13 protein-coding genes and 1 pseudogene are annotated in these 12,523 nt (G+C 36.9%); 7 read left to right on the top strand and 7 right to left on the bottom strand.

Going from position 1 to position 12,523, the window contains the following annotated elements; all coding sequences use genetic code 11:
- The first annotated feature begins 3 nt into the window (after positions 1-3).
- Positions 4-2,502: a methionine synthase gene (locus DWQ18_07170; GenBank protein RDJ33428.1), complete on the top strand. Its 2,499-nt coding sequence runs from the start codon at positions 4-6 to the stop codon at positions 2,500-2,502.
- Here the strand turns inward: DWQ18_07170 and DWQ18_07165 are convergent, their stop codons facing one another.
- Together DWQ18_07165 and DWQ18_07160 are read right to left on the bottom strand one after the other, a co-directional pair.
- Positions 2,503-2,895 (bottom strand): response regulator, encoded by a 393-nt coding sequence (locus DWQ18_07165; protein ID RDJ32956.1) that lies wholly within the window; start codon positions 2,893-2,895, stop codon positions 2,503-2,505. It lies immediately after the preceding gene.
- An 80-nt stretch (positions 2,896-2,975) separates the two neighbouring features.
- Positions 2,976-3,740 carry a 5,10-methenyltetrahydrofolate synthetase gene (locus tag DWQ18_07160; protein RDJ32955.1) on the bottom strand — a complete coding sequence of 255 codons (765 nt, stop codon included), beginning with the start codon at positions 3,738-3,740 and terminating at the stop codon, positions 2,976-2,978.
- 73 nt (positions 3,741-3,813) lie between these two features.
- Between DWQ18_07160 and DWQ18_07155 the strand changes: the two genes are divergently transcribed.
- The 3 genes from DWQ18_07155 (at position 3,814) to DWQ18_07145 (ending at position 5,154) form a co-directional block, all read left to right on the top strand.
- Complete coding sequence (locus DWQ18_07155; GenBank protein RDJ33427.1) at positions 3,814-4,371, top strand: CoA pyrophosphatase; 558 nt, start codon at positions 3,814-3,816, stop codon at positions 4,369-4,371.
- Positions 4,372-4,443: 72 nt separating this feature from the next.
- Positions 4,444-4,602, top strand: coding sequence for a 50S ribosomal protein L39e (locus tag DWQ18_07150; protein RDJ32954.1), 159 nt, complete (start codon positions 4,444-4,446; stop codon positions 4,600-4,602).
- Positions 4,603-5,154, top strand: a complete 552-nt coding sequence (locus DWQ18_07145; protein RDJ32953.1) for a 50S ribosomal protein L31 — start codon at positions 4,603-4,605, stop codon at positions 5,152-5,154.
- Between the two features lie 2 nt (positions 5,155-5,156).
- On the opposite strand, the gene DWQ18_07140 is transcribed toward DWQ18_07145, so the two are convergent.
- The 3 genes from DWQ18_07140 to DWQ18_07130 form a co-directional block, all read right to left on the bottom strand.
- Positions 5,157-6,110 carry a cell division protein FtsZ gene (locus DWQ18_07140; protein ID RDJ32952.1) on the bottom strand — a complete coding sequence of 318 codons (954 nt, stop codon included), beginning with the start codon at positions 6,108-6,110 and terminating at the stop codon, positions 5,157-5,159.
- 73 nt (positions 6,111-6,183) lie between these two features.
- Positions 6,184-7,452, bottom strand: coding sequence for a MiaB/RimO family radical SAM methylthiotransferase (locus tag DWQ18_07135; GenBank protein ID RDJ32951.1), 1,269 nt, complete (start codon positions 7,450-7,452; stop codon positions 6,184-6,186).
- A 2-nt stretch (positions 7,453-7,454) separates the two neighbouring features.
- Complete coding sequence (locus DWQ18_07130) at positions 7,455-8,816, bottom strand: aspartate ammonia-lyase (protein ID RDJ32950.1); 1,362 nt, start codon at positions 8,814-8,816, stop codon at positions 7,455-7,457.
- Between the two features lie 129 nt (positions 8,817-8,945).
- On the opposite strand from DWQ18_07130, the gene DWQ18_07125 reads away from it, so the two are divergent.
- Positions 8,946-10,280, top strand: a complete 1,335-nt coding sequence (locus DWQ18_07125) for a copper oxidase (protein RDJ32949.1) — start codon at positions 8,946-8,948, stop codon at positions 10,278-10,280.
- Positions 10,281-10,349: 69 nt separating this feature from the next.
- Positions 10,350-11,282, top strand: coding sequence for a 3-phosphoglycerate dehydrogenase (locus tag DWQ18_07120; GenBank protein ID RDJ32948.1), 933 nt, complete (start codon positions 10,350-10,352; stop codon positions 11,280-11,282).
- 409 nt (positions 11,283-11,691) lie between these two features.
- On the opposite strand, the pseudogene DWQ18_07115 reads toward DWQ18_07120, so the two are convergent.
- Positions 11,692-11,820: pseudogene (locus tag DWQ18_07115) on the bottom strand (endoglucanase).
- Between the two features lie 40 nt (positions 11,821-11,860).
- On the opposite strand from DWQ18_07115, the gene DWQ18_07110 reads away from it, so the two are divergent.
- Entirely contained in the window at positions 11,861-12,070 is a 210-nt protein-coding gene (locus DWQ18_07110) for a hypothetical protein (protein RDJ32947.1), read from the top strand.
- 10 nt (positions 12,071-12,080) lie between these two features.
- On the opposite strand, the gene DWQ18_07105 is transcribed toward DWQ18_07110, so the two are convergent.
- Complete coding sequence (locus DWQ18_07105; GenBank protein ID RDJ32946.1) at positions 12,081-12,506, bottom strand: response regulator; 426 nt, start codon at positions 12,504-12,506, stop codon at positions 12,081-12,083.
- Between the last annotated feature and the right edge of the window lie 17 nt (positions 12,507-12,523).

Genomic DNA, 12,523 nt, shown 5'->3' with positions numbered 1-12,523 from the left:
CCATTGGTAATCCCACGTGTAAGTTCATCATTAAAGGCAGTTGAATTAAGACAAGAGCCAGCTCCAATGATTATTGGTGAGCGCCTTAACACACAAGGTTCCAAAAAAGCAAAGGAATTGGTCCTTTCTGATGACTTTGATGGCTTGGTTGATTTAGCAAGAAAACAAGTTGAAGATGGTGCACACTGTCTTGATGTTTGTGTCGCTACTACAGAAAGATCAGATGAATTAGAGTTTATGTTGAAATTGGTAAAACGAATTAGTCTTGAGGTAGATGCTCCACTTGTAATTGATTCAACAGATCCTGCAGTAATTGAAGCTGCAATTACACAAATTCCTGGAAGGCCAATAATTAATTCAATTAATCTAGAAGGTGATGGAAGTCGCTTCAAAAAACTAGCTCCTTTGATGGCAAAATATGGGGTTCCAGCAATTGCATTATGCATTGGCCCAAAGGGAATGGCAAAAACACCTCAACAAAAACTAGAGACTGCAGAATTATTATATGAAACCGGTAAACAATATGGACTCAAAAAAGAACAATTCATTTTTGATGTTTTGACTTTTACACTTGCAACAGGTGAAGACGAATTCCTTGATGCAGGGAAAAACACTCTTGAGGGAATAAAACTGGTAAAGGAAAAATTTCCAGAGTCATATACTGTTCTTGGCTTAAGTAACATTAGCTTTGGATTGGTTCCATATGCACGAAAAATCCTCAATTCTGTTTTCTTACATCATGCAGTAAAAGCAGGCTTGGATGCAGCAATAGTCAATGCAAAAGAGATTGTACCATATGGGGAAATTGATGAAAAAGAAAGGAAACTAGTTGAAGATCTAATCTTTAACTCTCATCCTGATGCGCTTTCTGACTTGATAACTCATTTTGAAAAAATTAACCCAAAGACTACCTCTACCAAAAAAGTTGATGTTGATCCTACATGGAATCCTGGAAAGCGAGCCAACTTTAGAATAATTAATCGATTAAAAGATGGAATTCAAAAAGACGTTGTTGAATCTATTGCAGATAAAATTTCTAAAAGTGATTTACTTATAGAAAAAAATGGAACTCTAGAGCTAAATGCTCCTAAGGAGGTTACTCATGATGGAGCCATCAAAACTTTGAATGAGGATCTACTGCCTGCCATGAAAGAAGTTGGAGATAAGTTTGGTTCAGGTGAGCTGATACTTCCATTTGTACTCAAATCTGCTGAATGTATGAAGGCGGCAGTAGCAGAGCTTGAAAAATATCTGCTAAAAGAAGAGGGCTCTAGTAAAGGAAAACTTGTTTTGGGCACTGTATATGGGGATGTTCATGATATTGGAAAGAATCTTGTAAAAACAATTTTTGAAAATAACGGATTCACTGTTTACGACCTTGGCAAACAAGTTCCATTGCAAAACTTTCTTGAAAAAATAGATGAAGTAAAGCCAGATGCAGTTGGTTTGTCTGCCTTGCTTGTTTCTACTTCAAAGCAAATGCAATTTTTTGTAGAACATGCTAGAAAAAACAATATGAAAATTCCAATTCTTTGTGGTGGTGCTGCTATTAACAGCAATTACATTAATCGTATCGCAAAAGATGGTGGGATTTACGAATCAGGAGTCTTTTACTGTAATACAATGTTTGACGGACTAAAAACAATGGACAAATTGGTATCTGATCAAAAAGAATCTTTATTACAAGAATGGAAATCGCGATTAGAACAATGGAAGGAGCCAACAAAATCTTCATCTGACGTTGCAAATCTTCCACGAAGTAAAATTGAACCTGTTACTCCGCCCACTCCTCCAAGTATTGGTGTCCAAATAAGATTGGGCCCTTGGGATATTGATATGAACAAAGTGTGGCCTCTTTTAGATAAAAAATCTCTATTCAAATTATCATGGGGTTTACGTGGAAAGGCAGGAGAGGCTTCTGAATCTGATCATGAAAAATTACTTGAAGAATGGAAGAAGCGAATTATACATGATGAATTATTTGAACCAAATATCGTGTATGGGTACTATCGATGTCATGGTAAAGACGGAAAACTAGTTGTTAAGCACCCTAAAGGAGAAGAGGTAATCTTTGATTTTCCACGCTCTGCAAAAAGCAAACATCTTTGCTTGGCAGATTATTTTGGAGAAGATGACATTGTTGCATTCCAATCAGTAACTGTTGGCAACAAAGTTGCAGATATCATTGAAAAATGGAACAAGGAGGATAGATACACTGATGCATACTATCTTCATGGTTTAGCTGTAGAGTCAGCTGAGGCTTTGGCAGAATGGGTTAATAGAAAAATTAAGAACGAATTAAAGATTGGTGAATCAAGAGGTCTTCGTTATAGCTGGGGATATCCAAGTTGTCCTGATGTGTCTCAACATAGTCTGGTCTGGAAATTACTAGAGCCTGAAAAATCTGGTATGCGACTAACTGAGTCTGGGCAGATAATTCCTGAGCAATCCACAGCAGCAATCGTGGTTCATCACCCTGATGCAGAATATTTTGTTCTTTGATTATTTTACAAATGATGAGACAAATTTTTTACCGCTCATAACATTTTGAACGACTTCTACCACGTCTTCAATCTCATATGGTTTGTAAATGATCTCAGAGGCTCCCAATTCATTGCATCGCTTTGCTGTCTTATCAGTCAAATCTGCAGTGACCATTATGACTTTAGCATTAGGGTCTAATTCCTTAATCTTTTCTAGTGCATACATTCCATCATAATCTGGCATCATTACATCAAGTAGAGCGATATCTGGATGGTGCTCTTCATACAATTTGACTGCATCAAGACCGTTGTAACCCTTACCTACAACCTGGCAGTCTTTTAATTCTAAATACTCACAAAAAATATCCAGAGTATCTATGTTATCATCTACTACAATTACTCTAGTTTGCATGATTATCTGCACCTGACATGATATGATTACTATGAAATTTGATTACAAACTTTTGTTTGTTCAAATGTACATCTGATTTCTTATCTGGATTCTTTAATCTGCTCAAGCGTAGATTTTGCTAGGGTAAAGTCATTTGGCGAAGTCAGAATCACACTTTCTGAAATATTTGCAACTTTTTCAATAAAGTCTGCGACTCTATTTTGATAATTTGACCAATCAAGTCTGAGAAATTCTGCTGATTTTTTGTTCTTTTCAGAAGGGAGTAACACCACAGGAATGACCTTGAATCCTTGAGGCTTTAGTTTGTCAACAATTCTTGCAACTTCATCTTCGGTATGAATTACTTGAGTTACAAATCCTGTTGGCTCTGCATCGATTTTTTTTTGTATTTTTTCAAAATCAGGATAATTTGGAAGTGATAAAAAAAGATCAATTTTTTCTCTAAATCCAATTTCTTTGAAATGTTTTACAGCTTGACTTGGAATTAATCCTGAATCCTTAGGGCCTGCAGGTGGGGCATCTCCTTTGAGGATTAGCATGCCATTCAACCCTAACAATAATGCATCACACAGTGATTGTGTTAATGATGTCAAGTTTCTATCTCGTGTACGTAAGCTAGCTGTGATCTTTAGCTGTTGATCTTTTTTCCTAATTAGTGCACCTACTGTAATTGGTGAAATTCGTGGTACCCCTAACACTGAATCTGTAAGATGTATGCCATCACAATTTGGTGATATATCCACAATCCTTTGTTTGAGCTTACTGACCGATTCTTCTAATTCCTTATGTGATAGAATAGAATCCTGAATAACTTTGGGTGGATTTATCTCAAATCTAATTGGCATAATGAATGAGAAAAATTACTTAGTTAAAACCTTTGAATGATAAATTCAATAAATAACAGGTTTAATGGATATTGTGCAATTAAACGAAATTAAAAAAACATTGAAAAGTAATTTTCAAAATATTGAACTTAAGCCTGATATCAAATATGCATCAGTTCTTGTTGTAATCTATAATTCTAACCCACTTGTCTTAATGACAAAAAAAGCATCCCACCTCAATATTCATGCCGGAGAGATTGCATTTCCAGGTGGAAAATGGGAAACAGGGGATATTGATCTTTTAGATACAGCGTTACGAGAAACTCGTGAAGAGATTGATCTTGATGTTAAGCGTGATGATGTCGTTGGCCAACTAAAATCTGTAAATACTTTGAATTCTGGTTTTGTAATAACTCCATATGTTGCAGTCTTGGAAAATTTACCTCCTCTAAACGATAATCATGAAGTTGAATCTATACTCCGCATTCCTCTTGCACCATTTTTGAAGACCCTATCTCCAGATCTAGATCCTCATCATCAATCAATCAAAGAAATGTACACTCTCAAGTTTGAGGGCCATATAGTGTGGGGAGCATCTGCAAGAATCTTAAAACAAATTCATGACCTGTTTTCAAAAAACAATCTTGTTTAAGATGATTTGAAGTACTCCTTGCCCAAAAAAACCGAGATTCATTTAAAAAGAGCTTTTCGTGCCTGAAAATTTATGGCTGCGCGAAAGTCTTCCCCAAGGAAAATTCGTTTAATTAAAAAACAGAAACAGACATCGCCTGTTCCAGCTTGGGTCATTTTAAGGACTAGACGTTCAGTTAGAACTAATCCAAAGCGTAGAGCTTGGAGACAAACTGACGTGGAGGTAGGATAGTTGTCTCAAGAACTAGAACGTGTTTATACAATTAACCTAGGTAAGGTTCTCCTTTCACCTGATAATCAAAGAGCAAAACGTGCGATCAATATGATTAAAGAATTTGCAAGACATCACATGAAAACTGAAGAAATTAAAATCGAAGAGGATGTTGCCCATCAAATATGGTCAAGAGGAATTAGAAGCCCCCCACGAAAGATTCGAGTAAGAATGACAAAGACTGATGAAGGATTCATTCTGATTTCGCCATATGATGCTGATGCTGAATTAACAAGTAAATCTGATGACAAAGAAACACCAAAAACTGAAAAAATATCTACCGAAGTAGAAACTCCTACCGAGCCTGCAACTGTTGAAACTACTGTTGAGGAAAAGAAAGAAGCACCAGCTAAAGAAGACAAACCAAAGAAAGAAGCACCAGCTAAAGAAGACAAACCAAAGAAAGAAGCACCAGCTAAAGAAGACAAACCAAAGAAAGAAGCACCAGCTAAAGAAGACAAACCAAAGAAAGAAGCACCAGCTAAAGACACTTCAAAATCTAAGAAAAAATAATTTTATTCTAATTGATACAAATCTAATTTGCAGTCAATACTGCAATCTGGTTCATCCCAATCTAATGTATTCTCAGATGGGATTACGCCCAAGGGATCATATTTTTCAAATTGTGTCTCGCCTTGTACACTTGATAACATAACAATTCTTGATTCGTCTGATGCACTTGTTGAAAGGTCAACTCTTGTATTTTCATCATTAAACATTCCTCTTGTTATGTTAGAGATTGAATTTAACAAGCCAACTGACATCGAGTTTCCGCCAATTACGTGTAAAAGTGAGCGTTTAACACTAGATGGAGGTGCGTCCTCGTACAACATCTTTAATGAATCTCTTAATGATGTCTCTAAATCTTGATTGGATTTACTAGTTGATAGAATGTTGGTATCCTGTGGGATTTCTGAGTCTTTCATTGAATCAATTGCGTATAAAATTGCTGAGTTTGCAATCTTGTAACAATTATCGATAGTAAGATCTGGATTGCTATCTAGTAGTGCGTCATTATCTAAAACGACTGTACAGTCACAGTCTGCTCTGATACGTTTTAAAGCGATTCCAGAGTTGAAGATTCTATCTTTTTCATATTTGAATGGCATTATAGCAAATGATACTGTGTTTTTGTTATTTTCTTTGCATATGCGAGAAATCACTGGCGCCATAGCGGCTCCATCTTTTCCAGCAAGATTGGCAATCAAAACTATAGTGGAATAATTTGAAATCTTGTTTTTAATAGAATCTGCATTTTTTGAGGTAACTCCTCTAATCAACTGAACAGATGGATTGATGATGGATTCTGTAGAGATTTTTATGAACGGGTGAGATGTCTTTAGGTCTTTTTCATCATGACTGATTAAGAGACACTCAGCATCTAGAATGTCTTTTGCTTCTATGGCTAATTTTGAGCCTGCCCCTCCAATTCCTACAAAGAGAACTGGATTTGTCAATTGATTACTCATTTCAAATGCTATTCTATATTTTGGATAAAAAACCTTCTTACGTAGTTTTAATCAAATTACCGATCTAAAATTTTTAGCTTATGATTTTGCCGATCAGACTTTGAAATGAGACTTTGACAATTTTGACCATTGGCGATGCTCCAATCTCCACATTGTCTGGCACAAAGACTGGTTTGTATGCATAGTTTCTTCCCTTGATACCCTCGTCGGTTTTTTCATTGAATAATACTGGTCCTTGCCAACCTAACCACTGTTCATTGTTTTCAAGGCTAATCTTTTTTGTTAGGTCAAAAACCTCTTTACTTCGTTTCTTTACTTTTTCAATATCTACTTGCTTCCATGTTGCGGCTTCAGTACCTGGTCTTGCACTATATCTTGAGAGATTCACCACATCTGGTTTTGTTTCTTTGAGTAAATTTACAGTATCATTAAAATCCTCATCAGTCTCTGAGGGAAACCCCACGATAATATCTGTAGAAATTGTAAATTTTGGAAATTTTTCTCTGAATCTCATGACCACATCTCTAAAAGTTTCTGCCGTGTGCCCACGTTTCATGTCATTTAGCACTTTGTTATTTCCACTCTGAACCGGTATGTGCAAAAATTTGTAGACTTTGTCATTTTCAAAAGCTTTGAGCAACCCTTCTCTAATTCTTGGCATGTACATAGGATTCATCATTCCTACTCGTATTCTAAAATCTCTTGGAATGTCGGAAACAGCATTTACTAACTCTGAAAGATCTGATCCAATATCTAATCCATAGCATCCATTATCTGTAGATGTAAGCCAAATCTCCTTGCATCCGTCGTCAACTTCGGTTTTAACCTGTCTTACAATGTCCCCTAACCTGTAACTTGAAAGATCTCCTTTTGATAATTTGGTTTGACAAAAAGTGCATTCACTCATGCAACCACTTGCAATCTCAACTATTCCAATAACCGGATTTAGTCTAACTTTTGGTAATCCTACTTTGTTTAAATCAGAATCAAGTAACTCTATTTTCTTTTTTCCATTTAATGTGGCATTAATTACCTCAAGTGTTTTTCCTAGTGAATTTGGACCAAGTAGACTTGCGTTTTCTGAAAATTTTTCTACAGTGCTTTTCTCTGCCTTTGGAAGACAGCCTGCAATGACAAGAGGCTTGTCTTTTAGTGATTTTATTCTGTGAATCATCTTGTTTGCAGTGGCATCCTTTACTGAGCAAGTAACTACCACACTCAAGTCTGAGTCGTCTGAATTTTCAGCAAGACTGTGTCCGCCATTTACCAATAGACCCGAAATCATTTCCGAATCTGCATAGCTAGCAGAGCATCCATATGCTTCTACCCAAATTTTTGCCATTTTTATCCAAATAACGAATCTACTTCTTTGCTAGAAAGAAGCTTCTTTGATACCACTAATTCCCGAATAGTTTTTCCGGATTTTAGTGACTCCTTGAATAACTCTGCAGATTTTAGATATCCTATCTTTGGAGTAAGCAAGGTAACGATTACTGGACTGTTTTCAATATCTGCCCTGAGCTTTTCTTTGTTTGCTGTTAAACCATCAATCAAGTTTGCAGAAAATATCGGAAGAAAATTCTTTAACATATCCGTTGATTCTAGCATGCACTTGAGCATACCTGGTAACATAACATTAAGCTCAAACTGACCACTTTGTGCTGCATGAGCTACTGCAGTATCGTTTCCAATTATGTTGAAGCAAACCATGTTCATACATTCTGCAAGTGATGGGTTTACTTTTCCTGGCATAATCGAAGATCCTGCATGTACTGCTGGAATTCCTAATTCAGCTAGTCCTGCAATTGGACCTGATGCCATTAATCTGATATCATTTGCCAATTTGTTAATTTCTAGTGCAAGATTTCTCAACGCTGATGATAGATTTGCTACTGCAAATTTACTTTGCAGACCATGTTGCATGTCTTTTTCGGGTTTGAGTGAAAGTTTGGAAATTTTTCCAAGCTCTGTTATTGCTATTTTTCTATAATCTTTTGGTGTATTTGCACCTGTTCCTACAGCAGTACCACCTAATGCAACAAACTCTAATTCTTTTGTTGCAGCAACTATGACATTTCTTGATTTTGTAATTGATGTTGCAATTGCTGCAAATTCACTTCCGAGGGTTACTGGTAATGCATCCATTAGATGCGTTCTACCAATTTTTTTAAATGAAGAGAATTCTTTTGATTTTTTTGTAAGGGATTTTATCAGAGTATCGATTGCTGAAATGGTATCTTTCATGTTTAACAATATTGCAACATGCATTGCAGTTGGGAAGGTATCATTACTTGATTGTGACATGTTAACATGATCATTAGGATGCAGGTGCTCATACTCGCCTCTTTTCTTATGTAAAATTTCCAATGCAACATTAGAGATTACTTCATTTGAATTCATGTTAAATGCGGTTCCAGCACCAGAATTAATTGCATCAACAAGAAATTGATCCCTATATTTTCCAGCAAGAATCTTATCACATGCTGCAACAATAGCCTTGCCTCTTTTGGAATCTATTGCTTTAGTCCTCATATTGGCAACTGCTGCTGAGCGCTTTATCATTACAAATGACTTGATTAAATTCTCATGAGACTTTGAGCCAGTCACATGATACTGCTTTATGGCTCTGCCCGTAAAAGGACCATAATACGCGTCTGCTGGGATCTGGACTTTTCCCAAAGAATCAATGTCTGTTCTGTACTTCAATCAAAATATCACAGAAAATACCCGTTAATCATTCTTTTTCTACATCAATTCATAAATTCATATTGAAAATTACTGCAACTATTATATATGCACGAATAAGATTCTTGCTCAATGAATAAGCGTATTAGTATGCTATTTACCATCGCTGCAGTCGCAGTAATGGGAGCAACGCTATTCGGAAGCACATACACAACAACCCAAATTTCTGGACAATCTTTTGACATGAACAAATTAGATGTTGATGTCATGGAGAAGATCCACAATATGGGTGGTTTAGAACTCGTTATGCCAAGCGCATATGCAGAAACTGACTGTGGTGCAATTCCAAAAGACCGAAAGGTTGTGGAATTTAACATTACAGGTGAGAGTGCACAGTTACCAATTATGGGTGGTAAGACCTTTAATGCAATGACCTTTAGCGGTCAGATTCCAGGTCCAACACTTCGTGTAACTCAAGGTGACGTCGTAAAGATGACACTAACAATTCCAGCTGGAGAACCAACCCCACACGGAAATGATATGCACGCCTCTCAAATGTCTGCAGGAAACTTTGGTGCAGTAATGCCAGGAACCTCTAAGACTTATTGCTACATTGCAGAAGTCCCAGGTATCTACAAGTACCACTGTTCTGGTGTTGATGTAGCTGCCATGGACCAACACGTACTTTCAGGTATGTATGGTATTACCATTGTTGATCCAATTGATGGTTACAAAAAACTCATGACAGAAGGAACCAAAGTTATGAATGGCAAAGTTGTCCAAGACAGAAAATTCTTGTCTGCTGACGCTTTAGAGTTCCAACTACAGTACAACCAATTGTACTTGAATGACGACGGAAACTATGACATGAAAAAGATGATGGCTCACTCTACAACTCAAACAGTTGTTAACGGTAAGGCATTCAGCTACGTACCAAATGAAGCTCACAACGAACTCATTATGGGCGATGCAAAGAAAAACATCTTTGTAGCACAACCATGGAATTCCGCTGATCTGAAACAGCATCAATCACAACTATTGTTCGTTGAAGCTGGCCAACACACCAGATGGTTTGTTGAGAACCAGGGCAATGAACCAGTTTTCTTCCACATTGTCGGTGAAATCATTGACAGAGTTGTTCAAGGAAACAGGGTTCAAGCACAAGGAACAGAAACTTGGTTGATTGGTGGCTCACAAGGTGCAATCATGGATGTAGTCTTTGATAAACCAGGTGTATACGTTGCAGTGAATCACGATTATGCTGCAATCTTTAGTGGTGCCGCAACCGTAATTGTTGCAGGAGATCCTTTCGGTCTTAACGAACAATTAGGTACAAATGCAAAATCATATGCAGAACTACTTGGTAACCCAAGCAGTGCAGTTCCACCAAAAGGTAAAAACAGCATTGACCATCCAAAATTAAACTTGAATGGTGAATACACTGACAAACGTGCAGCCGAGATAGCCAAAAAACTAGGAATCTAAATCCCTAGATTTTCTTTCTCTTTTTCTATTCACACAATAATTATATTCAGTGAATAATGGCAGAACAACATGAGCTTTAATGATTCTGTGTTAATTTGCGACGAAGTTGATAAGGTATTAGAAAAAATTCTCAAAGAAAATGGATTGCAGGTAACATATGAACCAGAAATTACCCCAGAACAAATCAAAGAAAAAATCTCTCAATTCAACATCGTAATTGTTCGAAGCAGAACCAAGATCACAAAAGAGATGATTGACAAAGCAGAGAAATGTAAAATCATCGCTAGAGTTGGAGTTGGTCTTGATAACATTGATCTAGATGCTGCTAAAGCAAAAAACATTCGCGTGATAAATGCAGTTGAAGGCGCAATGACAGCTGTTGCAGAACTAGTACTAGGTTTGATGTTCTCATTAGCAAGACAAATACCAAGAGCTGATAGAGGAATTAGAAATGATCAATGGCTAAAAAAACAGATGTTAGGTACTGAGCTAAAAGGCAAGTATTTGGGAATTGTTGGATTGGGAAATATTGGAAAAAGATTAGGTCGCTTAGCTAGAGGTCTTAACATGAATATTATTGGTTATGATGTAGTTCCAATTGATGAAGAGTTTGCAAAAGATGTTGGTTTAATGAAAGCTGACTTGGATACTCTATTACAAAGTTCTGATTATATCTCATTACATGTCCCATTGTTGGATTCTACTTATCACTTGATAGATGCAAAACGTCTGTCCACTATGAAAAAGACTGCAAAGATAATCAATACTTCTAGAGGTGGCGTCATAGATGAAGATGCCTTGTACGAGGCACTCAAAAATGGTAACCTTGGTGGGGCAGCTTTGGATGTCTTTGAAAAGGAACCTGCCACCGGTCATAAATTGGCCTCTTTGGATAACGTCATTTTGACGCCTCATATGGGTGCTCAGACAAAAGAAGCTCAGTCCTTAGCTGCAAATGTTATAGCAGAAAAGATAATACAGATCCTTAGAGGCGTAATCTAAGTTTGATACCAAAAGTTGCCTTCCTTCTAGTGGTCTTTGCAATATTTACCACTGGAGCTGCTTATGCAGAACCTGGTAGCATAGAAGTAGATATTGATGGAACTCCTGTAACTATCAACTATGATGCTGAAGGTGTAGATGTCGTCAGTATAGATGCTGACCTTGACTTTGTGTCGTTAATCATTGATGTTGACGTTTCTGGTTCGCCAGGAATTTTAGAGATCACTTTGGAACGAAGCTATTTTGATTCTGTTTTTGATGGAACTGATGAAGATTTTATAATTATTGCAGATGGTGAAGAACCAACATTTGAGGAAATTGAAACCACATCTACTAGTAGAACATTACAAATCGAATTAGAAAACGGAACTGATGAGCTTGAAATCATTGGTACTGATATTGGCATTCAACCAGAACCTGAACCAGCTCCAGAACCAGAACCTGAACCAGCTCCAGAACCAGAACCTGAACCAGCTCCAGAACCAGAACCTGAACCAGCTCCTGCACCAACACCTGAGCCTAAGCCAGAACCAACACCAACAACCACTCAACCAAAAACACAATGTGGACCTGGAACAGTGCTAAAAGATGGTGCATGTGTATTGGATCAATCTTGTGGACCTGGAACAATTCTTCAAGATGGTGTTTGTGTACTTGATGAATCTAAATCAACTACATCCCCCGGCATGGGTAAAGAATTGATTATTGGTGTTGTAGCAGCATTTATCGTTGCATTAATTGTAGGCTTTGTCCTCTGGATGATTAGCAGAGGCAGTAGACAAAAATAATTTTAGAAATTTAATCTGTTTTATTTAGTGCTCTTACTGTATTTGGAATTCTCTTCTTTCCTTGTTTTACCATGTCAATAGTTTCTAGTAAATAATCCATCTCAAATGGTTTGAAGATTATTGCTTCTACATTTGATTCAAAGAGCCTTTTTTGAGTAACACCTGCTGTTGCGGCTGTAACAAAAATTACTTTTGCATTTGGATTGATACCCTTAATTTTCTGTAAAGCATAAAATCCATCATATTCTGGCATTATGACATCTAATAGTACTACATCTGGCTGCAGTTTTTCATAAATTATTACCGCCTCAGCGCCATTTTTTGCCTTGGCAATCACATTTAGATTTTTTATGCTCAAATACTCTGATAGTACTTCTAAGCTATCATAATCGTCATCTACTATTATAACAGACGTATTATCGGGGGCACTTACCATATTGATAATATATGTGA

The sequence above is a fragment of the Thermoproteota archaeon genome (assembly GCA_003352285.1).
In the GTDB taxonomy this organism is placed as follows: Archaea; Thermoproteota; Nitrososphaeria; order Nitrososphaerales; family Nitrosopumilaceae; genus PXYB01.
Note: the sequence above shows the minus strand (reverse complement) of the source record. Positions and strands in the feature narration are given on the sequence as shown.